Source organism: Streptomyces niveiscabiei (assembly GCF_033794345.1).
GTDB lineage: Bacteria > Actinomycetota > Actinomycetes > Streptomycetales > Streptomycetaceae > Streptomyces > Streptomyces niveiscabiei.
Genome location: NZ_JARAYJ010000028.1, coordinates 25,379 through 52,049, shown reverse-complemented (window position 1 = coordinate 52,049; position 26,671 = coordinate 25,379). Strand labels below are relative to the sequence as shown.

Below are 26,671 nucleotides of genomic sequence, written 5' to 3'. Positions count from 1 at the left end.
GACGCCGTGGTGCCGTTCACCATGCGCAGGTCGTTCTTGCTCTTCAGGCCGAGCTTGACGCGCAGCGTGTACGAACCGCTGCGGGCGACCGGTGTGGACGCGGGCAGGGTGACCCACTTGCCGTGCTGCTTCTGCTGGATGGGCCGCGCCCCGCGCCGCCGCCGCCCCGTCGGCCTGCCGGCCCGCGAACCACCTGGCGACGATCGCCCAGGACCAGTCCAGCGCCGGCCACATCCACTTCCGCGTCACCCTGACCGCTGCGCGCGGCTACGCGCCCTGCACCCTCGCGGGCTCCCCCACGGACGTCCGCTTCTCCTTCCACGGCACGCCCCTCGCGATCACCGCGGGCCGCTACGGCGACCAGACCGGCGCCGTCACCTTCGGCCCCGGCCGCCCCGTCCACTTCGACATCCAGGTCCCGAACATGGGCGCCACGGTCGCGGCGGACGAGGCGTCGTTCACCCTCCGGACGCCGGGCGGCGGCACCATCCCGGGTACGTCCTTCGCGGACGGCACGTTCAGGGTCGCGACCGGCACACTCATCGGGCCGGTGCTGTCCGGCGCCTGAGCCCGCGGCGGCGATCGCCACGTTGAAGTCGTACGTCCCCGACCCTGGTACTGGCGGTCCTGCCGTCGCGGGAAGCCCTGGTCCCCCTGCCGTCACGGGCCGACAGTGGACGCATGACACCGACGAACGACGGCACGGTCTCCAGCGGCTGGGACGTGCTGGACGCCTCGCACGCGGCACTGCGTACGGCGGTCCTCGCCGTCCCCGGCGACGGCTGGCATCTGCCGACGCCCTGCGAGGGCTGGACTGTCACGCAGGTCTTCCAGCACGCCGTGGGCGACCAGATCGGCTACGCCGCCGCGCTGACCGGCGGACCCGGCCCCGGCTTCGACCCGTTCGCCCCCTCGGGCGACCTGGCCGGAGCGGACCCGGCGGCGGTTCTGGAGGACGCCCTGTCCCGCGCGGCGAACGCGTGGGCGGGAGCCGACCGGGACGCCGCCGAACTGCCCGTACCGCTGCCGCCGTTCACGCTGTCCCCCTGGTCGGGCTCGGCGGCGTGCGGGCTGGACGCGGCGGTGCACGCCTGGGACATCGCCGTGGCCACGGGCCGGCCCTCACCGCTCACCCCCGAACTGGCCCGCCCCCTCCTCACGGTCGCCCGGGAGATCGTCGAACCGCTGCGCCCGCGCGGCGCGTACGTCACCGCCCTGGCCCCCGCACCGGGCGACGACGAGGTGGCCGTCCTCCTGCGCTACCTCGGCCGCGACCCCCACTGGAGCGCCGCATAGAAGCAGCCTCACGCGGATGCGGGGTTTATATGGGCGGCAACCGCTCTCCTCTATCCCTCTCGCGCCGTCCCGGATACCGGGGCGGCGCGATCGTCTTCCCTCTGTTCGGAATGCGTCTGGAATGCGTTAACGAAACCGCTCCCGGAAAGCCGGAACTCGCGACAGTCGGGTAAACCAGGGCAAAAGCGGGGGTCTAACTAGGGAAATCCGTAGTGTCGGCGCACGGTCGGGGCCAGGCGATCCGCGATGTCAGCCGGACTGCGGGCGTGCGGGCATATTCACGCCGATTACTTCCGTCTCGGTGCCGCACACAAAACGTTTCGGAGGGTGTCTCGGTCCATCCGTACTGTGCGCGGTCTTGGCCGTGTGCTTGCATGACCAAGCCGTTATCAACGGAGGGACGATCCATGTTGAGTACGTCCAGCGGCCAGACGCCGCAATCGAGTTCCCGTCCGCCGGAAGCCGAAACGACGATCCGGACCCGGGTCGAGGTTCCGGTCCGACGGTCGGACGGATCCTGGCGGACCGCGCAGATGATCAGTTTCACCGGGCTCGCGGACGGCCGGGAACACATCGCCGTGATGTTCCCGTCGGAGAGTGCCGCGCCTCTCGTACGCGTGCATTCGGAATGCCTCACGGGCGACGTGTTCGGTTCCGCGCGCTGCGACTGCGGACCGCAGCTCTCGGAAGGTGTGGACCAGTTCGCGGAGCAGGGCGGAATCCTGCTGTATCTGCGTCAGGAAGGCCGCGGCATCGGGCTGTACAACAAACTCGACGCCTACCGCCTCCAGGACCAGGGCCTGGACACGTTCGCGGCGAACCGGGAGCTGAACTTCTCGGACGACATGCGGGACTACCGGGTGGCCGCGCAGATGCTGGACGCCCTCGGGGTGTCGAGGATCCGGCTGCGCACCAACAACCCGGACAAGGTGAAGCAGTTGGAGGGCTATGGCATCACGGTGGAGGAGGTCATCCCCACCGGTATCCACCTCAACGAGAACAACGAGCGCTATCTGCGGGTCAAGGCCGAGTGGAGCGGGCACACCATCGAGTTCGCGGGAGATTCCAAATGATCCAGCACCGTGGTCCCATCAGCGGAATCGCCGCGTGGGGGGACGAGTACGTGGCCACGGCCGGGTACGACAACCAGGTCATCTGCTGGGACCAGCGCACGGGCCGCGCGGTGTCCCGCTCGTTCCACGACCACCTGGCCAACCAGTGCCAGTTCGCGCCGGACGGACGGCACCTGCTGACCTCGTCCAGCGACTACACGGCGCGCCTGTGGACCGTGCCGGATCTCCGGCTGGTCGCGGTCCTCGGGGACCAGGAGGACGACGTCGAGATGTCGGTCTTCCACCCGTCGAAGGAGCTGGTGGCGACCGCGTCGCGGGACCACCGGGTGCGGGTGTACGACTTCGGGGGCCGGCTCCTGCACCGTTTCGAGGGGCACACCGCGGACGTCATCTCGGTCGAATGGGCGCGCGGCGCCGACGAGTTGATCTCTTCCAGCGACGACGGCACGATCAAGCGCTGGTCCCTGGAGACCGGCGGGATGACCGACGACCTGGACATGGACGGGGTGGAGACGGACACCATCGCCATCTCCTCCTCGGGGACGATCTTCGCGGGCAACGACGAGGGGCAGATCATCGTCGTCGCGGACGGCGAGACGGTCACGGTGCCCGCGCACGACGCGGGGATCAAGCGCCTCGTCCTCGATGACACGCGTCATCTGCTGGTGAGCCTGTCGTACGACCGCACGATGCGGCTGTGGGACGTGGCGTCCGGCTCCCCCGAGGCCCTGGACACGGCCGACCTGCCGCCGGACGTGTGGCCCCGCTCCTGCGCCTTCGCAGGCGGCACCCGCCTGGTGTTCGCCACGTTCGGGGCGACGTACCGCGGCTACGACTACCAGGCGCGGGCCTGGGACACGGCGGTGGTCGCGGCGACCGGGGGCGTCAACGCGGTCCTGCCGGAGCTCGGCGGCTCGACGCTGACCGTCGGCGACGCGGGCATCGTGCGCCGCGACGGCGAGCCGGTCGCGGAGACCGGGAGTCTGTGCAACTTCCTCACCCCGCTGGGTCCGCTGGTCCTGTCGGGCGGTCAGCTCGGCAAGGTCTTCGACGCGCTGACGGGCCGTGAGCTGTACCAGCACCGCTCCCCGCTGAACTGCGGCGTCGCCTTCGAGCGCGACGGCGAGCAGTACGCGGTGATCGGCGCCTACACCGGCGAGGGCCTGCTGCTGAAGCTGACCGGCGACAGCGCCGAGCACGTGCGGGACCTTGAGCTGAACGTCAACGCGGTCAAGGACGTCGCGGTCTCCGGCGACTTCCTGTTCTCGGTGGCCGCCGACGCCTCCGCGACCTGGTACCGGCTGAGCACCCTGGAGAAGGTCGCCACCGTCGAGGACGCCCACGACAAGATCGCCAACGGCTGCACGGGCCTCGCCGACGGCTGGTTCGCCAGCATCAGCCGCGACCTGAAGCTGCGGATCTGGAGCCCCGAGCGGACCGCCGAGGTCGTCGACACCCCGCACACCCACTCCGTGAAGTGCGTCGCCGCCGACACCGACGGCCGTCTCATCGCGACCGGCAGCTACGACGGCCACATCGCCGTCTACGACCGGGCCGACGGCCGCTGGACCGTCGTCGACCGCCCGACCACCTCGGGCATCTCCTCCCTCGCCTACGACGCGGGCCGCAAGCTCTTCGTCGCGGGTTCGTACGACGGTCAGGTCTACACGGTCGCCGGCTGACCCTCCCGCGGGACCGGGGCCGTGCCACGCTTCCCGCCGCCTCGCCCCTTCCGCGCCACCCCTTGAGCGACGCGCCCCACAGCGACGCGCCACACCTGTGCGCACGGCCCCCTCCCGCACCCCGACCCCCACCCGTGCCCCCTTTCACGACCTTTCACGACCCTTCATGGCCTTTTCACGACAGGACGTCATCACCCATGCCCAGCCACCAGATCGCCGCCCGCTACACCCTGACCCCCGCGTCCGCCCCACCCCTCGACGAGTCGGCGTACGCGGACGTGCTGCGCACCGACTTCCAGGACCACTACGCGCGCGGCCGTGACGTGTGGACGGCCGAACGGGCCATGCGGGAGGCCCCCCGCCTGCTGCTGGCCGCGCTCGGCGACCGCACCGAAGGCCCGCACGTCCTCGACGTGGGCACCGGGCACGGCCGGGACGCCGCGATCCTCGCCGACGCGGGCTGCCGCGTCACCGGCATCGACCTCGTCGAGTCCCCCGAGTGGACCCAGCTCAGCGCCCGCACCGAGGGCCGTGCCCGCTTCGACGCCTGCTCGCTGGACGACCTCGCGGGAACGGCCGTGTACGACGCCGTCCTCGACAACGGCTGCCTGCACCACCAGCACCCCGACGGTTACAGCCGCTACCTGGACCGGGTGCGTGAACTCCTGGTGCCCGGCGGCCTGTTCACGGTCTCCGTGTTCGAGTCGGCCGACGGCCCGGGCCGGCTGTTCGCCAACGACGCGCGGCGCCTGTACCGCGAGTTCACCGAGGAGGAGCTGACCGGCCTGGTCCTCGCGCACGGCTTCACCCCCGTCGAGGTCCTGTCGGTGCCCCGGGGCACGGCGAACCTGCACTACCTGGTCGGCATATACCGCACGCCCTTCGAGGACCGGTGAGCCACGTCCGCACCGCCGGGACCCTGCTGACCGCCCTCCTGCTGGCCACCGCCACCCCGGCCGCCGCCACCCCGCACGAGGACGGCTGGACCGGCACCTGGGGCACCGCGCCCGCGCCCGCAGCCCCGGACGGCATCTCCCGCACCGGGTTCGCCGACCGCACCGTACGGATGACCGCCCGCACCTCGGTCGGCGGCAGCGAGGTGCGCCTGCGGCTGTCCAACGCGTACGGCACGAGCCCGCTGGTGCTGGGCCGGGTCACGGTGGGGCTCGCCACCGCGTCCGGCGGCTCCGAGGCCGTGCCCGGCAGCCTGCGCGCGGTGACCTTCGGCGGCGCCCCGGGCACCCGCGTGGCGGCCGGGGCGCAGACGGTCAGCGACCCGCTGCCGTACGCCGTCCCGGCGGGCGCCGATCTGCTGGTGAGCGTGTACCTGCCCGAGCCGACCGGCCCGGCGACCTGGCACTGGCTCGCCCAGCAGACCGCGCACGTCTCGCAGCCCGGCGACCACACGGGCGCCTCGGCGGCGTCGGCGTTCACCCGCGCGGAGACCTCCTGGTTCTTCCTGACCGGCGTCGACGTGCGCGGCCCGGGTGCGCGCGGCACGGTCGTCGCGCTCGGCGACTCGCAGACCGACGGCTCCGGCTCGACCCTGAACGGCAACGGACGCTGGACGGACGCCTTCGCCCGCCGCGTCGCCCCGCAGGGCATCGGCGTCCTCAACAAGGGCATCGGCGGCAACCGCGTCCTGCGCGACGGCACCGAGACGGAGCGCCCGCAGCGCGGGACCAGCGCGCTCGGGCGGCTCGACCGGGACGTCCTGGACCAGTCCGGGGTGTGCGCGGCCGTGCTGTACGAGGGCATCAACGACCTCCAGCTCGCCCCGTTCGCGAGCGCCGAGGACGTGCTCACCGGGCTGCGCACCCTCGCCGGGCGGCTGCGCGCGCAGGGCGTGACCGTCGTCGTGGGGACCCTCACGCCGTTCAAGGACTCGCCGCTGTGGACCGCCGACGCCGAGGCGCGGCGCGGCGCCGTCAACGCCGTGCTGCGGACCGCGCCCGAGTTCGACGCGGTGGCCGACTTCGACGCCGCCGTGCGCGACCCGGCCGCCCCCGAGCGGGTGCGCGCGGATCTCGACTCCGGTGACCACATCCATCTCAACGACGCCGGCTACCGCCTGCTGGCCGATGCCGTACCCGTCTCCGCGCTGACCTCATGCGCTCTCCAGGGGAGGAACCGATGACCGACACGCAGGTGCTGGCCAACCCCAACACCCTCTCCGACCGGGCGGCCATGGGCCTGCCCGACGTCCACGTCGCGCGCAGCGCCGGCTGGCCGCTGCGCGAGCACCGCGACCTGTTCGCCGTCCCCGCCGAGACGCTCGTCGCCGTCGCCGAGGACCCCGGGCAGTCGTTCGCGCGCCGGTACGCGGCGGGGACCGTCCTCGGGCTGATCGGCGACCCGCGCATCCGCCCCGACGACCCGCCGATGGCGGACGTGCCCGCCGCCCGGGTCCGGCTGGGCCTGGACCGGGGCGACGCCGGGCGGGTCACCGCGCGGTGGCGGCACGCCGGGGTGATCGAGGAGTGGATCGTCAAGGAGTGCCCCGCGTACGAGGTCGACCTGCCGGCGTTCCGGATCGCGCTGCACCCGGTCACCAACGCCGAGTACCGGCGCTTCCTGGAGGACACCGGCACCACCTGGCTGCCGACGTCGTGGCGGTTCGGCGTCCACCCCGACGGGCTGGGCAACCACCCCGTGTGGACGGTGTCGCCCGAGTCGGCCGACGCGTACGCCGCGTGGCTCTCGGCCCGCACCGGGCGCGCCTTCCGGCTGCCGACCGAGGCGGAGTGGGAGTACGCCGCCGCGGGCCCCGAGGGGCGGGAGTTCCCGTGGGGCGAGGAGTTCCGGCCCGACGCCGCGAACACGGTCGAGTCGGGGCCGCTGACCACGACGCCGATCGGCATCTACCCCGGGGGGCGTTCGCCGTTCGGGGTGTACGACATGGCGGGCAACGTCGAGGAGTACACCGCCGACATGTACGGCCCCTACCCGGGCGGCAGCGCCGTCGACGACGACCTCGCCGTCACCCGGGGCGCCTACCGCATCGCCCGCGGCGGCAGCTTCACCCGCTTCGGCGACCTCGCCCGCACCCGGCGCCGGCACGGCTGGTACGAGCGCGACATCTACGCCATGGGTTTCCGCCTCGCGGAGACGCCGTGAGCGGCGGCACCCGCGAAGCCGCGACGCGCCGCGCGGCCGGTACCGGGGAGTCGCCGTGAGCCCGAGGATCGCCGTGATCTACCACAGCCGGCGCGGGACCGTACGGACCCTGGCGGAGCTGGCCGCGCAGGGTGCGCGGGATGCGGGGGCCGAGGTACGGCTGCTGCGTGTCCCGGAGGAGACCGAGGACCACGGCGAGTGGCCGGAGGAGATCGCCGAACCGGAGGACGTGCTGCGGGCGGAGGGCCTGGTCCTCGCCGCCCCGACCTACTACGGCATGGTGTCCTCCCCCTTCAAACGGTTCCTGGAGTCCACGTCCCCCCTGTGGGGCCAGGGCCTGCTCGCCGACCGCGTCGCGACCTGCCTCACGGCCTCCACCCAGCGCCACGGGGGCCGGGAGGCGACCCTCACGTCCCTGCACCACACCCTGTGCCACTGGGGCTGCTGGGTCGCCGGCTCCGACCCGGCCGACCCGATCACCCGGGCGGCCGGCGGAACGGCGTACGGCCTGGCCGCCGACAACACCCAGGGCCGCCCCGCCCCCGCCGAACGCGCGGCGGCGCGAGCACTGGGGCACCGCCTGGCCGGCCTCACCGCCCGGGCGCACCCCCAGCGAACCACCGGACGCCCCGTCACAGCAGGCGCACGCACCGCGGCGACGCCGGCCCCGCCCCACCGGTCCGTACTGCCCGCACCGACGGGCTCCCAGACGACCGGCGGCTCCGCACCGGCCCCGGCACACCGGCCCCTCCCGCCCGCACCACCGGCCCCGCTGCCGGTGCGCCGGCCTGTCCGGCTCGCCGTCGTCTATCACGGGGAGGACGCCGAAACCCGGATCCTCGCCCAGGAGGCGGCAGCCGCCGCGCGGGTTCTGGGGGCCGAGGTGCGGTTGCGGCGGGTCGCGCTGGGCGGTGGGGTGCGGGACGCGGCCTGGCTGGGGCCGAGCGCCGCGCCCGCCACGGCCGAGGACGTCGCGTGGGCGGACGCGGCGCTGTTCGGGGCGCCCGTGCGGCTCGGCGCGCTGGCCGCGCCGCTGCTGGAGTTCGTCCAGACACTGGACGGCGAGCCGGGCCCCCTGTGGGGCAAACCGGCGGGCGGCTTCGCGATCACCCCCGCACGGCACGCGGGCGCCGAGACGGCCCTCCTCGACCTCGGCCACATGCTCCTGCACGCGGGCGCCCTGCTCGTACCCCCCGGCTACACCGACCCGGCGGTCGAGGCCGCGGGCGGCAACCCGTACGGCACCTCCTGTTCCCGCGCCCCGGACGGCCTGCCCACCCCGCGGGCCAGAGCCGCCGCCGCGCACCAGGGCCGCCGTATCGCCTTCGCGGGCGACCTCCTGCGCCGCACCCCGCAGCCGTCCACCCCGACCTCCGTCCCCTCGACCTCCATAGGGAGTCCGGCATGAGTGTGAGTGTTCAGCAGTACGACGACATCGGTGAGACCTATGAGGGGTTCAAGTCGCTGCCGATGGCCCGGTGGGCGGAGTGCCCGAGTTTCCTGGCGATGCTGGGGGACGTGCGGGGGAAGTCGGTGCTCGATCTGGCCTGCGGGACGGGGTTCTACAGCCGGCAGATCAAGCGGCTGGGGGCGGCCGAGGTGCTGGGCGCGGACGTGTCGCCGGCGATGGTGGAGGCGGCGCGGGTGATCGAGGAGCGGGTCCCGCTCGGGGTGCGGTACGCGGTCGCGGACGTGACGCGGCTGCCGGTGCCGGAGCGGCCGTTCGACGTGGCGAGCGCCGTGTATCTGCTCAACTACGCCGAGGACGCGGCCGAGATGGAGGAGATGTGCCGGTCGGTGCGGCGGAGTCTGGCGCCCGGCGGCCGGTTCTTCGTGCTGACGCAGGCGCCCGGCTACCGCTTCGACGGTCCGTCGATGGCGAAGTACGGGTTCACCTACGAGCCCGTGGCCCGCTCGCCGATCGGTCCCCGGGTGCGGATCGTGGCGCAACTGGCGCCGCCGGTCGAGTTCGTGACGTCGTATCCGCGCCGTGAGGTGTTCGAGCAGAGCCTGCGGCGGGCGGGGTTCGCTGACGTGACGTGGGTGCCGCTGCATGTGTCGGAGGAAGGTGTGCGGGAGCGGGGCGCGGAGTTCTGGGCGGACTTCCTGGCGAACCCGCCGCTGGTGATGCTGCACTGCACGGCCGTCTGATCGCATGGCGAGAGCCTCGCCCGGTTGCCAGAGCCGGGCGAGGCTCTCTTCGTGCCGCCGGGGTGACCGGGCGGACGGCGGGCGCGCGACGGGGGAACGGACACGCACGCCGTACGCCGGTGCGGTACCCGGCGGCACGTCCCGGCCGGGCTGCGACCCGGCCGGGATTCTCATCTCACCCGGCGCCGGCCGGCGCCCGCAGGCGGCGGGCGAGGACGAGGCCGATCAGGGCGAGGGCGGCGGTGAGCCCGAACAGCGAGCCCAGGGCGACCCGGGTTCCGGCGTCATAGTGCTCGCTGATGGCGAGCGCCGCGCCGCCGAGACCGGCGATGACACCGGTGGCGAGGGTCTGCGCGAGCTGGAGCGCCCCGCTGAGTTCGCCCTGGCGTTCGGCCGGGGTCTGTTCCATCGTGTCGGTGGTGGAGGCGTTGAACGCCACACCCATGCCGATGCCGCCGATGGCCCAGCCGAGGACGGCGATCCAGCCCGGTACGGCGTCGGTGAGGATCGCCAGGGTGATCACGCCGACGCCGGCCAGCAGGACGGCGAAGCCGAGGACGACGCTGGTGGTGCGCCCGCCCGGGGTGGCGTCCCGTTTGGCCTGCCAGGCCGAGCCGAGCACCCAGGTGATGGCGCCCGCCGACAGGCCGAGCCCCGCCTCCCAGGCGCTCTGCCCGCGCAGTTCCTGGAGGCCGAGCGGGAGGTAGGCCTCGCTGCCGAAGTACACCCCGCACAGCAGGCCGCGGATGACGACGCCTGCGCCGAGTCCGGGGCGCGCGGTGAGCGTGCCCTCGGGGGTGACCCGGCGCAGGGCGGGCAGGGCGATCGCGCAGCCCGCGACGGCGAGGACGGCGAGCAGCACCAGGTTCTCCAGCAGGAGGGCCTGGAGCAGGATGCCGGTGCCGACGGTCAGGAGCACGGAGTTGGCCAGCGGGCCCTTCCACCAGGGGTCGGCGGGGGCCGCCGTCCGCTCGGCCCGCGGGCGTTCCAGGCGGCGCAGCGCGGGCAGGCTGAGGAACGCGGCGACCGCCACGATCGGCAGCATGAGCAGGAACACCGCGCGCCAGGTGGTGGCGTCGGCGAGGGTGCCCGCCAGGACCGGGCCGACCAGTGAGGGGATCGTCCACGCCGAGGAGAGCAGGGCGAACATGCGCGCCCGCAGGTGCTCGGGGTAGGCGAGGCCGATCACGGTGTAGGCCATGGCCATGACGGCGCCGACGCCGAGGCCCTGGAGGAAGCGTCCGGCCAGGAACAGGGGCCAGGAGCCCGCCGCTCCGGCCAGGGCGCAGCCCAGCGCGAAGACGGCCATGCCGGTGGCCGCTGGGGCCCAGGGGCCGCGCAGGTCGGCGGTCTTCCCGGCGAGGACGGTGCCGATGATGTTGGCGAGCATCAGGGCGGACAGGCCCCAGCCGTAGGCGCCGAGTCCGTCGAGGTCGCGGGCGATGTCGGGCAGGACGGTGGCGACGCCGAGGGACTCGAAGGCGACCATGCCCACGGACAGGATCACGCCGAGGCTCAGGGCCCGGTAGGGGCCGGAGAAGACGCTCTCCGTGCGTTTGGCCGTGCCGTCGGGCTCGGGCGAGGGTCCGCCCAGTCCTTCTGGTAACTCGTCGACATGCTGGGACATGACGTCACCTCGTGTGAGAGAATTACTTTCCGATGCGGAACGGAATCATAAAGGTAGGGGATCCCGGGTGAACACACCACAGGGCGCGGACAGTTCCGGCTCACTCACCGCACAGCGTTCGCGGGGCCGTCCGCGCGACGAGCGCATCGACACCGCCGTGCGCAAGGCGGTGACGCAGATCCTCAACGAGGTCGGCTACGGCCGGCTGACGCTGGAGGCGGTCGCCGCGCGGGCCGGGACGACGAAGCCGACGCTGCGCAGGCGCTGGCGTTCCCGGCAGCACCTGGTGGTCAGCGCGCTGGTGCAGACGATGGGCTCCTCCCCCACCCCCGACACCGGCTGCACCCACTGCGACCTGATCGTCGGCATCCGCACCCTGAGCCACGCCTTCACGACCACCATCGGGCGCCGCGCGCTGCCCGCGCTGATCGCGGACCTCGCCGACGACCCGGAGCTGGAGTCGGAGTTCCTCGGCGAGCTGTTCCACCCGCGCCGGGCGGCCACCGCCGCCGCGCTGCGCCGGGGCATCCGGCGCGGTGACATCCGCGCCGACGCCGACATCGACCTGCTGCTGGACATGCTGGCCTCCACCGCCTACTACCGGGTGCTCTTCGGCCACCTGCCGCTGACCCCGACCCTCGCGGAGGACGTCGTGGAGGTCGTCCTCAGGGGCGTGGCGACCCCGCAGTGGCACAGCAGCCACGGGAGCGTGCACACCCCCTGAGGCCGGGGACCTCGGGAACGACGGCTCGCACCGACCAGGCGAGGCCGCGGGGCGCGGGGGGCCACCGCATGTACGGAGACAACGGGACCAGAGAGGGATTCGCGTGCTCAGCCGTGACTGTGAGATGTCCGATGTGCAAAAGACCCTGGCCTCCGCCGCGTCCGGCGCGGGGGCCAGCCTCCTGATCGAAGGGGGGATCGGGGCCGGCAAGTCGTACCTGATGCGGGCGGCCGTCAGAACCGCCCGGGCCCACGGGTTCGAGGCGATACCCGTGCGGGCCCGTTTCTCGGGCACCTCTCTGGTCCACGACGTGCTGCACCGCCTGGAGACCTGCGCGGCGCCGGACGCCCGCCTCGACGAAGACCGGTTCGAGCGGTTCGCCGGCTCCCTCGGCCGCAACCAGCCGCTCCTGCTCGCGGTGGACGACCTGCACTGGGCCGACGGGCACGCGCTGTACTGGCTCGACCGGCTCACCGCGCGTCTGGAGGGGCTGCCGGTGGCCCTGCTCGCCACGCTCACCCCGGGCCTGGCCACCCCCCAGGAGGAACCCGCGAAGGACGGTACGGGCACCCTCCCCCGGGTCGTGTCCGACTTCCACCAGCGCACCGTGCTGTCGGGCCTCGACCCGGACGCCGTGGGCTATCTGCTGACGTCCGCCTTCGGCCGCCCCGTCGCCGAGTCCGTCGTGCACGCCTGCCACCGCGCCACCGGCGGCAACCCGCTCCTGGTCCACGCGCTGCTGCGCGAGCTGCGCCGCGCCGGTACGGACCGGGAGCCGACCGTCGAGCAGATCGCCGCGCTCGGCTCGGTGGACGTCGCCGAGACCGTCGTCGCCCGCTTCGAGGAGCGCTCCCCCGGTATCGGCCGGGCCCTGGACGCCATCGCGGTCACCGGCCGCACCGCCACCCCGAACCTGGTCGCCGCCCTCGTCGGCATCTCCGCCGCCGAAGCCGCCGACGTGCTCCACGTCCTCGCCCGCTGCGGCGTCCTGCACGGCAACAGCGAGGGCGGCGTCTTCGCCCAGCCGCTCGTGCGGACGTCCCTGCTCGCCGCGCTGCCGCCGAGCGAACAGGTCCGGCTGCACGCCGACGCCGCCCGCGCCCTGCACTCCCTGGGCGCACCCGCGCACGAGGTCGTGCACCATCTGCGCCGGGCTCCCCGCATCGGTGAACGGTGGGCGCACACGCTGCTGTTCGACTCCGCGCGGGCGGCTCTCGCCCGGCACGACGTCGTCGAGGCGCGCGCCCTCCAGAAACGGTGCGCGCTGGAGGACGGGCCGGGTGATCCGGCCGAGCTCCTGCGCCGGCTGGGGCGCGCCGAACTCGTCGCGGACTCCCCCGCCGTCGCCGTCGGGCGGCTGCGCGCCCTGGCCTCGCCGCAGGCGGACGACGACTCCGCCGTGGTCACGCTCGTCGACCTCGCGATGGCGACGACGCTCACCGGGGACTTCGACGCCGCCCGGCGCACGCTGGCGGCCGGGCTCGACGGGTGGGGCCGCCCCGATCCCGCGCGGGAGCCGGTCGCGGGGGCGTATGCGGTGCTGGGCGTGCTCACCCTCCTCAGCGGATCGGGCGGATCGGACGGTTCGGGCGGGGCTGCGGCATCCGCGGGACTCGGCGGGGCCGGCTGGCTCGCCGGGTCCCTGGGGCTCGGCGGAGCCGGCGGGGCCGCAGAAACCGCGGGGCCCGTGGGCCTCGGCGGGGCCGCTGAAACCGTGGGGTCCGTGGGGGCCGTAGGTCTCGGCGGAGCAGCAGGGTCCGTAGGACCCGGGGGGCCCAGCGGCGCCGCAGGCTCTGTAGCACTCGGCGGATCCGGCGCGGCCGTGGCAACCGCCAAGCCCGGGCAATCCGGCGGGTCCGGTGGTCCCGGCGTCGGTGATCGTCCCGTGTCCGCGCCGCTCACCGCGCAGGCCCCCGTCCGTACCCCCTGGGTGCGTCTCGCGCAGGCGGCGTTCGCGGCGCTCTCCGCGCTCCAGTACGGCGGGCGGCGTGCGGAGGCCGTGCGGCATGCCCGTGCCGGGCTCGCCGAGCCGTTCGGCCCCGACGAGCTGCCCACGCTCCCCCTGCGGCTGCTGCTCACGCAGGTGCTGTGCGGTGCCGGGGAGCACGACGAGGCGCTCGCCGTGTGCCGGACGCTGGCCGCGACCGCCCGCGAGGAGGCCGCGCACACCATGGCCGCGCTCGCCGAGACCGCGCTCGCCGCGTGCTGCCACCGGGCGGGGCGGCTGCGCGAGGCGGTCCGCGCGGCCCGCGCCGCGCTCACCGACGGCCCGCCCGGACCCTGGCTCGGCAGTGCGCTGGCCCGCTGCCGGCTCGGCGGCATCCTCGTGCACACGGGCGACCTCGCGGGGGCGCGCCGGCTGCTCCTCGACGAGCAGGCCCTCGCCGGACTGCCCGAGACGGCCCTGCCGTCCCTGCTGCTGCACCGGGGTGAGCTGCACGCGGCGCTCGGCCACCCGCAGGCCGCTCTCGCCGACCTGGAGGAGTGCGGCCGTGCCCTCCAGGGCGCCTACCAGCACGAGCACTTCCCGTGGCGGAGCGCCGCCGCGGCCCTGCACGCCCAGGCCGGCGACGCCACCGCCGCCGAGCGCCTGGCCCTGGCGGAACTGGAGGCCGCCCGCGCCTGGGGCTCCCCGCACTCCGTCGCCGCCGCGCTGCGCACCCTCGCCCAGGTCACCCGCAGCGGGCAGCCCCTCGCCCTGCTGTACGAGGCGGCCGAGCTGCTCCAGGGTTCCGGGGCGCGGCTGGAGCTGGCCCACGTCCTGCGCGGTCTCGGCCACGAATTACGTCGCATGCACAAGGCCCGTGACGCCCGCGAGCAGTTGCGCGCGGCGCTGGCGCTCGCCGAGGAGTGCGGGGACCGGGGTCTGATGGAGGCGCTGCGGGAGGACCTCACGTCGGCGGGGGCGCGGCTGCGGCGGGGTACGGAGACGGGGCTAGACGCGCTCACGCCGGCCGAGTACCGGACGGCTCTGCTGGCCGCCGAGGGGCTGACGAACCGGGAGATCGCGGACCGGTCGTACGTCACGCGCCGGACCGTCGAGCTGCATCTGAGCCGGGTCTACCGGAAGCTGTCGGTCTCCGGGCGCAGTGATCTGCCCGGTGTCTTCGGGGCCTCGCCCCGGCTGCTGGCGCTCAAAGCGGCGTCGTGACCGCGCGGACGGGGGCGCCTCGCGGTGTCGCGGGGCGCCCGGTGTCCCGTACGGCGCTCAGCGCGCCGTGTCCTGCCGGTCCTGGCAGGTCTGCCGGGTCAGGAAGGCCAGCACCAGGTCGACGCTCTGTCCGGTCACGTCCGGGGTGACCGGGCCGTGGCCGAACAGGGCCCGGTAGTAGAGGGGTGCGGCGAGGGCGTCCAGGACGAACTCCATGTCGAAGTCGGCGCGGATGTCGCCGCGTTCGGCGGCGGTGCGCAGCCTGCGGGCGGTGGAGGCGCGGCGGGGCTGGAAGACCGAGTCGAGGAACTCCCGCCGCAGTTCGGGGTGGCCGGCGAGGTCGGCGACCAGGGCGGGCAGGACGCGGCTGAGGCTCGTCGAGGTGAACGCGTCGCCGAGGGTCCCGACGCCGGTGAGGAGGTCGGCGCGCAGGTCGCCGGTGTCGGGGGTCGGCTCCTGGCCCAGCGCCGAGGCGACGGCCTCCGCGACGAGGTGCTGCTTGGAGGGCCAGCGCCGGTAGATCGCGGGCCGGTAGACGCCCACCCGGGCGGCGACCTGGCTGATGGTGATCGCCGCGTACCCGGTCTCCTCCAGCAGGGCGAGGGTGGCGCTCAGCACGGCCCGGTCGATCTGCGGGTCCTTCTTGCGGCCGGCCGTGCGGGGGGTGGGGCTGGGGGACACGGGACTCGCCTTCCGGTGAGGTGCGGGGGGCGGCCGGGTCCGGACGCCCTGTCAAAATGATTCAGTACGACTTGTATCGTAATCCCGTTGACGACGCCCACGCGCAGATCGGACCGGTGACATGTCTCTCGAATCCCCCTCCACCAGCCGCACGACGGACCGCGCCGAGGCGCCCGGGCCTCCGTCGCTGGGCAAACCATTACTCCTGGTCGCCCTGATCCTGCTCGCGCTCAACCTGCGCTCCCCCATCACCTCGATCGCCCCGCTGCTCAACCCCCTCCAGGCGGACCTGCACCTCAGCGAGACGGCGGTGGGGGTCCTGACCTCGCTGCCGGTGCTGTGTCTTGGCCTGTTCGCGTTCGTCGCCCCGGGGCTCGGCCGGCGCTGGTCCCTGCGGACCCTGCTGGTGCTGTCCCTGGTCGTGCTCACCGTGGGCGCGCTCGTGCGCGGCGGTACGTCGCCGGTCGCGCTGTTCGCCGGGACCGTGCTGGTCGCGGCGCCGATCGGGATCGCCAACGTCCTCATACCCGGGCTGATCAAGCGGCGGTTCCCGGACTCGGTGCCGCGGGTCTCCGCCTTCTACTCCAGCGCCCTCACCTTCGGCGCGGCGGGCGGTCCGGCGGTGGCGGTGCCGCTCGCCGACGCGACCGGGTCGTCCTGGCGGACGCCGCTGCTGATCCTCGTCGTCCCGCTGTCGGTCCTGACGGCCGTGGTGGTGCTGCTGGCCCTGCGCAAGGAGCCGCCCGCCGCGCCTCCGGCTGGTGGGGGCGGGCGGCCCTCGGGGCTGTGGCGCAGCGCGCTGGCCTGGCAGGTGACCGTGTTCTTCGGGGTCCAGGCGCTCCTGTCGTACACCGTCTTCGGCTGGCTCCCGAGCATCTGGCAGGACCACGGCCTGAGCGCGACGTCGGCCGGTCTCGCCCTGTCCCTGTGCAACGCCGTCGGTGTCGTGGGCGCCTGGATCCTGGCCGCCGCGGGCAAGCGCCTCCCCGACCAGCGCCCGGCCGGCGTGACGGTCGCCTGCCTCACCGCGGCCGGCCTGCTGGGCGTCGTCCTCGGCCCGAAGGCCCTCCTGTGGCCCTCGGTGGCGGTCCTCGGCCTCGGCCTGGGCGCCGGTTTCGCCCTGGCGCTGAGCCTGTTCGCCCTGCGCTCCCCCGACCCGGCCACGACGGCCGCGCTCTCCGCGATGGGCCAGGGCATCGGCTACCTGATCGGCGTCCTGGGCCCCCTGGGCGCGGGCGCCCTGCACGACGCCACGGACACCTGGACCTGGCCCCTCGGCGTCCTTCTGCTGGCCTGCGCCGTCCAGATCACGGTGGCCTTCTCGGCGGGCCGGGCCCGTACGGTCGACGCCGTGACGCGCTGAGGCCCACGGCCCGGGCCGGCTCCCGCCGGGACATCCGGCGGCCGGTCCAGGCCCGCGCCCGCTGAACAAGGCCACGATTCGCGATGTCGCCGGGCTGGCGCGGGTCTCACAGTCCTCGGTCCCGGACGCGACGCGGGAGCGGATCCGGCAGGCCGAGCAGACGCTGGGGTCCGCGCCGAACGACGCGGCGCACATGCCGCGTGCGGGGACGAGCCAGGTCGTCGGGTACGTGGCGTTCGAGCCGGCGAGCGCGACCACGCCGCAGATCGCGGCGGCCATCGAGCAGCGAGTGTCTGCCGAGGGCATGTGCCTTGGGAGCGCTGGGACTCGACCTTCCCGACGGCTCCGTCGACCCGGGGCAGATGACCTCGTTCGACCACTACGCGCTGGGCGGTGTCGCCGACTGGCCGCAACTCGCCGCGCTGGAGCCCGGCTACCGAGTCGCCCACATCTCCCCCACGCTGCTCGACGACCTCGACGACGCGTCGGCCTGGCGCGAGACACCGTACGGACCCGCCCGCGCGGGTGCGCTTCCACGCGGAGATCCCGCCGGACACGCGGGGCGTGGTGGAGCTGCCGTCCGGTGCGCGGTGCGAGGTCGGCAGCGGGGTCCGCACCGGGGTCGAGGAGCATCCGTCCCGTACCGGTCCGCCCCCGCCCGCACCTGGGCAGCAGCCTCGCCGTGATCGTCGACGACCCGCGTGCCCACCGGGCCGTCCTCGACACGATCCGCGAGATCGACGCCTCCCGCGCCGACACGTTCCGCCGTACGACCCGCTGGAGGACGGGGCGGGTGCTTCGGGAACCCCTGGACAAGGCACTGGCGGTGAGGGCCCCGGCGCGCGGTCGGGCGACACGGTCCTCGGCGGTGTGGTCGCAGAGCCGGTCGCGTGGGCGGCACGTCAACTGCCGTCCACGCGACCGGAGTTCGTCACGCCGGGTCGATGCGGGAGATCGTGCCGGCGAGGTTCAGGACGTAGAGTTCGCCGTCGGCCGCCTGGGCGAAGGCGGTGACGCTGCCACCGTCGACGCCGAGGTCGTTCACGGCGGTGACCCGGCCGTCGCGGATCTCCAGGCTGCGCAGGGTGCCGTCGCAGAAGTCGCTGAAGACGTACTGGCCCTGGAGGCCGGTGACGGCCTTGCCGCGGTAGACGTATCCGCCGGTGACCGAGCAGCCGCCGCCCGTGCGGCCGTACTCGTGGATCGGCCGGACGTGGTTGGCCGGTTCGACGCCGCCCCGGAAGGGGTGGTTGCCCTCCATCTGGGACCAGCCGTAGTTCTCGCCGCCCTTGCTGCTCGCGGGGGCCCAGTCGATCTCCTCCCAGGCGTTCTGGCCGACGTCCCCGATCAGCACGTCGTGGGTGGCCTTGTCGAAGGAGAAGCGCCAGGGGTTGCGCAGGCCGTACGACCAGATCTCGCCCTTGGCGCCCGGGGTGTTGACGAACGGGTTGTCGCGCGGGATCGCGTACGGCTTCGCGCCCTTCGGGTCGATCCGCAGCAGTTTGCCGAGCAGGGTGCCCAGTTTCTGCCCGTTGCCCTGCGGGTCGCCGGCCGAGCCGCCGTCGCCGAGGGCGATGTACAGGTAGCCGTCGGGGCCGAACGCGATGTCGCCGCCGTTGTGGTTCGCGAAGGGCTGGGTCTGGGTGATGACGGTCCGCCGGGTGTCCGCCTGCGGCCTGCCGTCCCGCATGGCGAACTCGTCGACGGTGCTGGTGCCCTGGCGGTTCGTGTACGAGATGTAGAAGTGCGTGAAGTCGTTGTCGAACGCGATGCCCAGCAGGCCGCGTTCGCCGTCGGTCGTGGTGTCGCCGGAGATGTCGAGGACGGGCGCGCCGAGTCCGCCGCCCGGCGTCAACACCCGTATCTTTCCGGCCCGTTCGGCGATCCAGACCGTGCCCCCGGGGCCCGCTGTTCCAGCGGTGGGGCTCTGGGCGGTGGCGACGGCCGTCAGGGCGACCTCCGCCGCCTCCTGTTCGCCGGCGGACGCCGTGGTCAGGGCGAGAGAGGCGACGAGGGCCAACGTGCCGACGATCGCCGAGCTTCTGGTGTGAACTTTCACCGTGATCCTCCTGGAGGCGGCGAACGGGGGGAGTTCACCCGGGGCAGGGTCGGGCGGGTGTCGTCCACGCCGGTACGCAACCTGGGTGGGGGGTATGCGTTACTGGCCACGGGTGAGGCTATCGGGACTCAAGGGGCTTATATAAAGCGGGAGTTCGGCCAACCGGTCGTCTTGTTCACGCCTCCGCCGAACGTCGCGTCCACCGGGCGCCGGACCAGGGGGCGTGGTGGAACCTGTGGCGTGTTGCAGGTGCTGCTGTCTGCCCTGGCGGCCGTCCGTACGGGTGCAGCCTGTCGTCACCGTTCTGTCACAAGCCGTCGTCGTACGGAACCCTGCCGCTCTCCATCCTGTCTGCACTCATGTACCGCGGGGGCGACGACCGAAACCCGCGGACGAGACGACTCAGGGGGACAACAGCATGCGGCACGGCAACGGCATTCGTAGGGCGGCTCTGGCGACAACGGCGGTCACGGCCGTCGCGGCGGCGGTGACCGGCGTCCTGCCCGGCACCGCCATGGCGGCGAGCACCACCACCTCCGCTCCGCCGCCCGCCTGTGCGGCCTCCGCCCTCCAGGTCAGCGCGTGGCAGGCCGCGAACCGGCCCGTCGGGACCGGGACCGGGGCGGCGGTCGTGGAGTTCACCAACGTCTCCGGAAGGGCGTGCGTCCTGAAGGGCCATCCGACGGTCGCGGGCGCCGGCAACGGCTCCCCCTCCCAGAACACCCCGCTCAAGGTCACCCCCACCGGCACGGCGGCCACCGTGACGGTCCGGCCGCACGGCAAGGCGTGGCTGAAGCTGACCTTCGTCCAGGTCCAGGGGGAGGGCGACGGCTACTGCGTGTCGGGCAAGACCCCGTCGGCGTTTCCGACGATGGTCATCGGGCTGCCGCGCTCCGGGAAGCACCAGGTCGCCCTGGACGACGGGGTGTGGGCCGAGTGCGACAACAAGGTGACCGCCACGCCGGTCTCGGCGGTCAAGCCTTCCTGACCCTACCGCCGCAAGTACCCGGGACAACGAAGCCCGCCAACCGACGTTGGCGGGCTTCTCCCTGATCAGGACGCGATGGGCCACTCCCCGGACGGCACAGGGGGCTTGCCGTCCATATCCCTCCTACGGCACCACGCCGGCCGACAACCGCCGGTCGGCGGGGGAGTTGCCGAAGCCTGTCGGATGTCCCGCCTCCTGGCGGCACCGAAGGATTCGTCGCATGACAGAGGTAAAGCCACCGCAGGAACTGTCGGCCCCGCAGAGGAACGCGGCTCCACCGCCGCAGGCATCGCCCGCGTTCGCCGGGCAAGTCTCGGGCGCCCCCACGATGGGACGCCTGGTCGGTCTTGATCTGGCCCGTGCGCTGGCGGTGTTCGGCATGTACATCGTGCACATCGCCCCGATGGAGTCCGCCTCGGGCAGCGTCGGCAACTGGGTGTACTTCCTGGCCGAGGGACGCGCCTCAGCCCTGTTCGCCACCCTCGCCGGGTCGCCTACTACGGCGTCTACTTCCTCCTCGCACTGCTCCTGGTACGACTGAGCGCCAAGACACTGGCGATCATCGCGGCCGGGATCGCGCTGGTGATGCCGCAGCTGGCGTTCGTTCTGAAGATGTGGCTGAGCGACTCCGTCCAGCAGACCATCAACGCCTACGACCCGCTGGAACGGCTCAGCACCGTGGGAGTGCTCGATCTGCTGCTGACGGGCCTCTACCCGGCCATCACGTGGATGGCGTTCGTGATCACCGGCATGGCTCTGGCCCGCCTCGACCTGTCCGCCCCCGCCGTCCGGCGGCGCCTGGCCGTCCTCGGTGCCGGTCTCGCCACAGCCGCTTACGGCCTGGCCACACTGCTGACCGGCGCGAGCGCGGTAGGGAACGTCGGCGGAGGCCGGGGACCCTCCAGTGGCTCCGGCCTGGGATCCATGGGCGGCGGCTCCGCGGTCTCCGGCTCCATGGGCAGCGCACCCGGCGGGCCCGAGCTGTCGGCCGCGGACCTGCTGGGCGCCGTGTCCCACACCGGCACCACCCTCGACACCATCGGCTGCGCGGGCATCGCGATCCTCGTGATCGTGGCCACGACGGCGGCGATGGACCGCCTGCCGCTACTGCGCCGCCTGGCGAAGCCGGTCATCGCCGTGGGCACCATGTCCCTGACCGCCTACGTCGGCCACTTCCTCGCACAGTCCGCGTGGCCCGCCTCCGGCGCCGGCACCACGACGTCCTGGGTGCCCGTGCTCACGTACATCCTGACAGCGATCGTGTTCGCCACGATCTGGTCCCGCTTCTTCCGCCGCGGCCCTCTGGAGTATCTGCTCAACGCCGCCACCGAACCCGCCAAGTACATCCGCTGATGTCCGGTCGGGGTGGCTCGGCTTCCTGCCCCACCCCGGCCTGCACGGCCCACTCGGGGATAGCCCTTGCGGGCCGGGGCATGGTCCCCGGGGCAGAGTTGGGCGCGGGTCAACACGCCACAGCCGTCACCATGTCATGGCTGCATCAGGAACAGGTACGATCCGCCCGCCCCCACCGGCATTGCCGGGGGTGTTCAGCCGCCGCGGCGTACCCGGGCCGCCTCGCGGGCCTCCGCGAGTTTGCGGGCCTCGCTCGTCTTCCGGGACGGCCTCGCGGTCTTGGTGTCCTTGCTGGTGCCGATGCCGCGGAAGGGCGCGTTGGTGTTCTTGGGGCGCGGTCCGCCGTCCAGGGGCTTCCCGGAGGGGGTCTTGGCGCCGGTGATCCGGGTCAGTTGTGCCTCGCCGGAACGGACTTTGGTGACGGTCGGGGTGACCCCGGCGTCCGCCATGACCTGGGCCGCCTCGCGGCGCTGCCCCGACAGGGCGAGGGTGACGACGGTGCCGGAGCGGCCGGCGCGGGCGGTGCGTCCCGCGCGGTGGAGGTAGTCCTTGGGGTCGGTGGCGGGGTCGACGTTGACGACGAGGCCGAGGTCGTCGACGTGCAGTCCGCGCGCGGCGACGTTCGTCGCGACCAGTGCGGTGACCTCGCCGTTCTTGAACTGGGCGAGGGTGCGGGTGCGCTGCGGCTGGGCCTTGCCGCTGTGCAGCGCGGCGGCGGCGACGCCGTGGGCGCGCAGGTGCTTGGTGAGCAGGTCGACGCCGTGCTTGGTGTCGAGGAACAGCAGGACACGGCCGTCGCGGGCGGCGATCTCGGTGGTCACGGCGTACCGGTCGGGGCCGTGCACGACGAGGACGTGGTGCCCGATGGCCGGGACGGCGCTGGTGGAGGGGTCCACGGAGTGTTCGGCGGGGTCGCGGAGGTGGTCGCGCACGAGCTGGTCGACGTCGTGGTCGAGGGTGGCCGAGAACAGCATGCGCTGACCGTCGGGGCGTACCTGGTCGAGGAGTTCGGTGACCTGGGGCAGGAACCCGAGGTCGCACATCTGGTCGGCCTCGTCGAGCACGGTGATCCGTACCCGCCCGAGCCGGCATCCCTTGCGGTCGACGAGGTCGTGCAGCCGCCCGGGGGTGGCGACGACGATCTCGGCGCCGTCCCGCAGTTCGGCGCTCTGCCGTCCCATGGACACCCCGCCGACCACGGTCGCGATCCGTACCCCCACCGCCTGCGCGTACGGCGCGAGCGCCTCGCCGACCTGCTGCGCCAGCTCCCTGGTGGGGACCAGCACGAGCCCGAGCGGCTCCTTGGCCTGCGCGCGCCGTCCTGCCGTACGGGCCAGCATGGCCAGCCCGAAGGCGAGCGTCTTCCCGGACCCGGTACGGCCCCGCCCGAGCACATCGCGTCCGGCGAGCGCGTCCGGCAGCGCCGCCGCCTGGATGGGGAAGGGTTTCGTCACACCGCGTTCGCCGAGCACCCGCAGGATCTCGCCGGGCAGTCCTAGGCCGACGAAGCTCGCAGCCGGTGCGTCACTCACAGAAAGCCTTCCTCCGAAGGGACCGAACCGGGGAAGGCGCGGCGGGAACACAGCAAACGTCGGACGGTAGCACGACGTGACGGGCCTCCGCTCGGCTTGGAGGCCCCGTACAGGGCCGGTGGCCGGCTGCCGCGGTCGCCGCCGGCGATTGCCGGGGCCCGCAGCGCGGCTTCGGCTTCCTCGGCCGACCCGCCCCGGCCCCGTCCCTCAGGGCGTGACCCCGGCTCCCGGCGAGTCGTTCTCCCCGCGCATCCCGGGCAGGACGCAGCGCCCGGGTCCGTCGGGCCGTCCCGGGGTCAGGACGAGGACCTCGTCCTCGCCGCTCCACACCCGCCGCTCGGACTTCCCGGGGCACAGCCGGACGCTCTCGTAGGGCCGGAGGGCGGACGGATCGTGCGCCCGGTACCCGATCACGCACTCCCCCCGCCGAAGCCCCGCCGCCACGACGGTCGCGAAGGACGTCTCCCGTCCGGCCACGCCGTAGTGCCCGGCCGGGCGCAGGGCCAGGGCTCCGCCCCGTGCGGCGAAGATCTCCTCGAAGACGGCGGCCAGTTCGGGGTTGTGGACGATCTGCGCCATGAGGAGGGCGGTGAGTTCTCCCCTCAGGACGACGTCGCAGGCGCGCCCGAGCGGGGCGATGCGCCGGCTGCGGTGGTCGCGCATCTCGGCCACCACGGGCGGCACGTGGCGCGTCTCCAGGGAGCGCAGGATCAGCAGGGTCAGCAGCGTCCGGTCGTCGGACTGTTCGTCGGCGCCGAGGGCGATGACGCGGTCGTAGCCGCCGAGGTCGAGGCCGTCGTACGTCTCGGGCGCGGCGGGGTCGGCGCTGCGGTGGGCGACGTCCGGCGGCGCGCAGTCGGCGACGACGTCGACGTGTGTGCCGGGCAGGAGGTCCAGCAGGAGCGGGGCCCGGCGGTTCCAGCCGAGGAGCAGCAGCCGTAGGGGTGGGTCGGGCCGGGGTGGGGCGACGGCCGTGGAGTCGAGGTCGGGGCGGCGGTCGTCGAGGGGTACGGGGCCGTCGTCGTGGGCGACGGTCACCAGCCGGTCCCCCGGTGCGAGCACGGTCTGCGGCGCGGGCGTGAGCAGCAGCCCGCCGTCCGCCCGCAGCAGCCCCACGGCGCAGGCCGTCTCCAGGCGCAGGGCCACGTCCTCGAAGGTCGGCCCCGCCGCCCGTGGTACGTCGTCGATGTGGAACTCGGCCCCGGCGAAGTCCAGGAGGTCGCGCAGTACCGACGGCATGCCGGGGTGTGCGGTGGACTGGAGGAGCAGGCGTGCGGTGGTGAGGTCGGTCTCCAGCACGGTCCCGCGCGGCCCGGCGGCGAGCCGCGCGGCCGGCAGGTGCCGTCCGTCGTGCACGGCGGCCACGACGCGCGGCCCGTGGTCGGCGGGGAGCAGGGTGCGCAGGGCCAGCAGGGTCCGTACGACGGTGAGGTCGCCGTCGGTGTCCTCGGCGGGCAGCACGGTCACCGTCCGGGCGGTGCCCGGGGTGACGAGGGCGAGGGCGTCGGGGTCGGTCGGTGATCCGCACCGGCATTCGAGGCGGACGCCGGGCGTCGCTCCCACGGTGCCGGTGAGGGCCCTCTCCATGGCGGCCGGGTCCCGGTCCGCGAGGACGGTGACGACGTGCCGGACGCCGGCGGGGCGGGCGGCGATCAACTCGGTGACCAGGGGGAAGATCTGGTCGGACCAGCCGAGGACCACGGTGTGGCCCTGTTCCAGGACCCGGGAGCGGCCTCGTCGCAGTTCCGTGAGCCGGTCGCCGAGGCCGGTGGTGACGACGCCGATGACCGTCGACACGACGAGCAGGGCGATCAGCCCGAGGAGCACGGACAGCAGCATCCGCAGCGGCGCCCCGGTCGCGGCGCCGAGCCGCAGGGTCTCCGCGCTGGTGCGGCCCACCTGGAGGAGCCGGCCGGACAGGGAGTGCGGGGCGTCGGGGTCGGTCCACACGAGCAGGGCGCTGGCGGGGACGACGACCGCGAGGCAGCTCAGGGCGAGCCAGCCGAGCAGGGTGGCGGTGCTGCGGGCGAGGGTCCTGTCGAACAGGTAACGCATCCGGTGGGGAAACGGAGTCCGTTCCTGTCGCCGCTCCACGCCCGCTCCCTGATCGCTGTGCCTGTGTGCCGAAGTCGCATCTCCGGGAGTCGAAGCGTGCCCAACTCCCTGCCCCCGACACGCCGTTCCACCGGCACCTTCACTCTTTCGGGCAGCTTTGGTGAGAGGTGGGCGCCGCATGGCCCCCCTTGGCCGACGCCCCTCCCCGTTCGCGTGAATCGCCGCCGCTTTGCGGTGTCCCGGCGGGTGACCGCCCCGGCGTGCCCTCATCGTGAGCCCGGACCGACCGGTGTTCCCGCCGGGCGGCCGGACCGACCGGGAGAGGAACCGTTCGTGGAGATGGACCGACGACGCGTACTGGCCACCGTGGCCGCGGGAAGCCTGATCGGGCTGGGCGGCACGGCGGCGCGGGCCCGGCCCCGGATCGAGCCCGCCGCGTGGCGCGAGCTGCGGCGCGGTCTCGGTCCGGGCGCGGCTCTGCACCGGCCGGGCGACGCCGGGTACGCGGCCCGGGCGACCCCCGACAACCAGCGGTACGCGTCGGTGCGCCCCGCCGGTGTCCTGGCCTGCGCGACCGAGGCGGACGTGGTCGCGGCGATCCGCTGGTGCGCCAAGCACGGCGTCCCGTTCGCGCCCCGCTCCGGCGGCCACAACTACGCGGGGTACTCGACGACGCCGGGCCTGGTGATCGGCCTGCGCGCGCTGAAGGAGGTCGTCCCGCAGGGGCGGCGGCTGCGGCTGGGCGGGGGCGCGACGAACTCGGACGTGTACGCGGCCCGCGCGGCCGGCCTGTACTTCCCCGGCGGGCGCTGCCCGGGCGTGGGGGTGGCGGGGCTGACGCTGGGCGGCGGGCTCGGGTTCAACGACCGCAAGTGGGGCCTGACATGCGACCGGCTCGTGGAGACGCGGGTCGTTCTGGCGGACGGGACGACGGTGCGGGCGGCCCCCGACGAGAACGCCGACCTGTTCTGGGCCTGCCGGGGCGGGGCGGGCGGCAACTTCGGCGTCAACACCGGTTTCGTCTTCGACGCCGTACCCGTGGACCGGCTGCGGGCCACGGTGTTCGACCTGACGTTCCCGCTGGACGCGGGGGTGGAGGTGATGGAGGAGCTGCGGTACGTCCTCGACGCGGACCGCGGTGACGACCTCGACGTACGGGTCGGGTTCAAGCACGCCGGTGACGGCACGACCTCGCTGTGGCTGCTCGGTCAGCGGCTCGGCGACGAGGAGGCGCTGCGGCGACTGCTCAAGCCGCTGCTGCGGCTGCGGCCGGCGCGGGTGTTCGTCGAGGAGCGCGGGTTCTGGTCGGCGCAGGACTACCTGATGGAGCCCGTCGGCGCGCACGACGCCTACGCGTCCAAGTCCCTCGTCCCCGACCGCTGGCCCGCGCCCGACACGGTCGCCGCCGTCGCCGACTGGACGCGCGCCTGGCGCCCCGGCCCCGCCCGCGCCACCGGCTACGTCACCCTGTTCGCGATGGGCGGCTCCAGCGCCGTCCCCCGCCCCGACGAGACGGCCTACCCGCACCGCGGCGCCACCTTCGTCGTCGACATCGGCACCCACTGGAAGCCCGGCACCCCGCCCGCCGCCGTCAGCGCCCTCCTCGCCCAGACCCGCACCGCCCACCGCATGCTCCGCCACCGCCTGTCCACCGACGCGGCCTACGTCAACTTCCCCGACCCGGACCTGCGCGACTGGCGGCGCGCCTACTACGGCCCCAACTACGACCGCCTGACCGCCGTCAAACGCCGCTACGACCCGTCGGCGCTGTTCCGGTACGAACAGGCGATCGGCCGCCCCGGCGCCTGACCGGCGCGGC

20 protein-coding genes and 2 pseudogenes are annotated in these 26,671 nt (G+C 73.9%); 17 read left to right on the top strand and 5 right to left on the bottom strand.

Annotated elements, in window-relative coordinates:
- Positions 1-193 precede the first annotated feature (193 nt).
- The 10 genes and pseudogenes from PV682_RS44400 to PV682_RS30885 form a co-directional block, all read left to right on the top strand.
- Positions 194-424 (top strand): annotated as a pseudogene (locus PV682_RS44400) (DUF4232 domain-containing protein); the annotation flags it as partial.
- Positions 425-568: a hypothetical protein gene (locus PV682_RS44395; protein ID WP_407705765.1), complete on the top strand. Its 144-nt coding sequence runs from the start codon at positions 425-427 to the stop codon at positions 566-568.
- 113 nt (positions 569-681) lie between these two features.
- The gene (locus tag PV682_RS30920) at positions 682-1,296 is read left to right on the top strand and encodes a TIGR03086 family metal-binding protein (protein ID WP_319735069.1); all 615 of its coding nucleotides are present in this window, start codon (positions 682-684) and stop codon (positions 1,294-1,296) included.
- 407 nt (positions 1,297-1,703) lie between these two features.
- Complete coding sequence (locus PV682_RS30915; protein WP_319735068.1) at positions 1,704-2,369, top strand: GTP cyclohydrolase II; 666 nt, start codon at positions 1,704-1,706, stop codon at positions 2,367-2,369.
- Complete coding sequence (locus PV682_RS30910; RefSeq protein WP_319735067.1) at positions 2,366-4,051, top strand: WD40 repeat domain-containing protein; 1,686 nt, start codon at positions 2,366-2,368, stop codon at positions 4,049-4,051. Before PV682_RS30915 ends, PV682_RS30910 begins: the two co-directional genes overlap by 4 nt.
- A gap of 197 nt (positions 4,052-4,248) precedes the next feature.
- Positions 4,249-4,947 (top strand): SAM-dependent methyltransferase, encoded by a 699-nt coding sequence (locus PV682_RS30905; protein ID WP_112476180.1) that lies wholly within the window; start codon positions 4,249-4,251, stop codon positions 4,945-4,947.
- Positions 4,944-6,188 carry an SGNH/GDSL hydrolase family protein gene (locus tag PV682_RS30900; protein WP_319735066.1) on the top strand — a complete coding sequence of 415 codons (1,245 nt, stop codon included), beginning with the start codon at positions 4,944-4,946 and terminating at the stop codon, positions 6,186-6,188. The genes PV682_RS30905 and PV682_RS30900 overlap by 4 nt, the downstream gene beginning before the upstream one ends.
- Entirely contained in the window at positions 6,185-7,168 is a 984-nt protein-coding gene (locus PV682_RS30895; RefSeq protein WP_319735065.1) for a formylglycine-generating enzyme family protein, read from the top strand. Before PV682_RS30900 ends, PV682_RS30895 begins: the two co-directional genes overlap by 4 nt.
- A 55-nt stretch (positions 7,169-7,223) precedes the next feature.
- Positions 7,224-8,576: a flavodoxin family protein gene (locus tag PV682_RS30890; RefSeq protein WP_319735064.1), complete on the top strand. Its 1,353-nt coding sequence runs from the start codon at positions 7,224-7,226 to the stop codon at positions 8,574-8,576.
- Positions 8,573-9,319, top strand: coding sequence for a class I SAM-dependent methyltransferase (locus PV682_RS30885; RefSeq protein ID WP_319735063.1), 747 nt, complete (start codon positions 8,573-8,575; stop codon positions 9,317-9,319). Before PV682_RS30890 ends, PV682_RS30885 begins: the two co-directional genes overlap by 4 nt.
- 175 nt (positions 9,320-9,494) lie before the next feature.
- On the opposite strand, the gene PV682_RS30880 is transcribed toward PV682_RS30885, so the two are convergent.
- Positions 9,495-10,946, bottom strand: coding sequence for an MFS transporter (locus tag PV682_RS30880; protein ID WP_319735062.1), 1,452 nt, complete (start codon positions 10,944-10,946; stop codon positions 9,495-9,497).
- Positions 10,947-11,013: 67 nt separating this feature from the next.
- Between PV682_RS30880 and PV682_RS30875 the strand changes: the two genes are divergently transcribed.
- Entirely contained in the window at positions 11,014-11,670 is a 657-nt protein-coding gene (locus tag PV682_RS30875; RefSeq protein WP_319735061.1) for a TetR/AcrR family transcriptional regulator, read from the top strand.
- A 103-nt stretch (positions 11,671-11,773) separates the two neighbouring features.
- The gene (locus PV682_RS30870) at positions 11,774-14,821 is read left to right on the top strand and encodes an AAA family ATPase (protein ID WP_319735060.1); all 3,048 of its coding nucleotides are present in this window, start codon (positions 11,774-11,776) and stop codon (positions 14,819-14,821) included.
- 57 nt (positions 14,822-14,878) lie between these two features.
- Here the strand turns inward: PV682_RS30870 and PV682_RS30865 are convergent, their stop codons facing one another.
- The gene (locus tag PV682_RS30865) at positions 14,879-15,502 is read right to left on the bottom strand and encodes a TetR/AcrR family transcriptional regulator (RefSeq protein ID WP_319735059.1); all 624 of its coding nucleotides are present in this window, start codon (positions 15,500-15,502) and stop codon (positions 14,879-14,881) included.
- A 121-nt stretch (positions 15,503-15,623) separates the two neighbouring features.
- On the opposite strand from PV682_RS30865, the gene PV682_RS30860 reads away from it, so the two are divergent.
- Together PV682_RS30860 and PV682_RS30855 are read left to right on the top strand one after the other, a co-directional pair.
- Positions 15,624-16,865: a CynX/NimT family MFS transporter gene (locus tag PV682_RS30860; RefSeq protein WP_319735058.1), complete on the top strand. Its 1,242-nt coding sequence runs from the start codon at positions 15,624-15,626 to the stop codon at positions 16,863-16,865.
- Positions 16,866-17,176: 311 nt separating this feature from the next.
- A complete protein-coding gene (locus PV682_RS30855) occupies positions 17,177-17,551 on the top strand; it encodes a hypothetical protein (RefSeq protein WP_319735057.1) in 375 nt (124 codons plus the stop codon).
- Between the two features lie 245 nt (positions 17,552-17,796).
- Here the strand turns inward: PV682_RS30855 and PV682_RS30850 are convergent, their stop codons facing one another.
- Positions 17,797-18,924, bottom strand: coding sequence for a PQQ-dependent sugar dehydrogenase (locus PV682_RS30850; RefSeq protein WP_319735056.1), 1,128 nt, complete (start codon positions 18,922-18,924; stop codon positions 17,797-17,799).
- Positions 18,925-19,342: 418 nt separating this feature from the next.
- Between PV682_RS30850 and PV682_RS30845 the strand changes: the two genes are divergently transcribed.
- Both PV682_RS30845 and PV682_RS30840 read left to right on the top strand, forming a co-directional pair.
- A complete protein-coding gene (locus PV682_RS30845; RefSeq protein WP_319735055.1) occupies positions 19,343-19,912 on the top strand; it encodes a DUF4232 domain-containing protein in 570 nt (189 codons plus the stop codon).
- A 220-nt stretch (positions 19,913-20,132) separates the two neighbouring features.
- Positions 20,133-21,265: pseudogene (locus PV682_RS30840) on the top strand (DUF418 domain-containing protein).
- Between the two features lie 194 nt (positions 21,266-21,459).
- Here PV682_RS30840 and PV682_RS30835 read toward each other — a convergent pair.
- Both PV682_RS30835 and PV682_RS30830 read right to left on the bottom strand, forming a co-directional pair.
- The gene (locus tag PV682_RS30835) at positions 21,460-22,797 is read right to left on the bottom strand and encodes a DEAD/DEAH box helicase (protein WP_407705764.1); all 1,338 of its coding nucleotides are present in this window, start codon (positions 22,795-22,797) and stop codon (positions 21,460-21,462) included.
- 207 nt (positions 22,798-23,004) lie between these two features.
- Positions 23,005-24,852 (bottom strand): CASTOR/POLLUX-related putative ion channel, encoded by a 1,848-nt coding sequence (locus PV682_RS30830; protein ID WP_319735054.1) that lies wholly within the window; start codon positions 24,850-24,852, stop codon positions 23,005-23,007.
- Between the two features lie 339 nt (positions 24,853-25,191).
- On the opposite strand from PV682_RS30830, the gene PV682_RS30825 reads away from it, so the two are divergent.
- Positions 25,192-26,661 (top strand): FAD-binding oxidoreductase, encoded by a 1,470-nt coding sequence (locus PV682_RS30825; protein ID WP_319735053.1) that lies wholly within the window; start codon positions 25,192-25,194, stop codon positions 26,659-26,661.
- Positions 26,662-26,671 lie beyond the last annotated feature (10 nt).

Coding starts and splice junctions, on each gene's coding strand:
- PV682_RS30920 (WP_319735069.1), top strand. CDS start 682: ATGACACCGACGAACGACGGCACGGTCTCCAGCGGCTGGGACGTGCTG.
- PV682_RS30830 (WP_319735054.1), bottom strand. CDS start 24,852: ATGCGTTACCTGTTCGACAGGACCCTCGCCCGCAGCACCGCCACCCTG.
- PV682_RS30905 (WP_112476180.1), top strand. CDS start 4,249: ATGCCCAGCCACCAGATCGCCGCCCGCTACACCCTGACCCCCGCGTCC.
- PV682_RS44395 (WP_407705765.1), top strand. CDS start 425: ATGGGCGCCACGGTCGCGGCGGACGAGGCGTCGTTCACCCTCCGGACG.
- PV682_RS30885 (WP_319735063.1), top strand. CDS start 8,573: ATGAGTGTGAGTGTTCAGCAGTACGACGACATCGGTGAGACCTATGAG.
- PV682_RS30845 (WP_319735055.1), top strand. CDS start 19,343: ATGCGGCACGGCAACGGCATTCGTAGGGCGGCTCTGGCGACAACGGCG.
- PV682_RS30860 (WP_319735058.1), top strand. CDS start 15,624: ATGTCTCTCGAATCCCCCTCCACCAGCCGCACGACGGACCGCGCCGAG.
- PV682_RS30910 (WP_319735067.1), top strand. CDS start 2,366: ATGATCCAGCACCGTGGTCCCATCAGCGGAATCGCCGCGTGGGGGGAC.
- PV682_RS30825 (WP_319735053.1), top strand. CDS start 25,192: ATGGACCGACGACGCGTACTGGCCACCGTGGCCGCGGGAAGCCTGATC.
- PV682_RS30915 (WP_319735068.1), top strand. CDS start 1,704: ATGTTGAGTACGTCCAGCGGCCAGACGCCGCAATCGAGTTCCCGTCCG.
- PV682_RS30895 (WP_319735065.1), top strand. CDS start 6,185: ATGACCGACACGCAGGTGCTGGCCAACCCCAACACCCTCTCCGACCGG.
- PV682_RS30880 (WP_319735062.1), bottom strand. CDS start 10,946: ATGTCCCAGCATGTCGACGAGTTACCAGAAGGACTGGGCGGACCCTCG.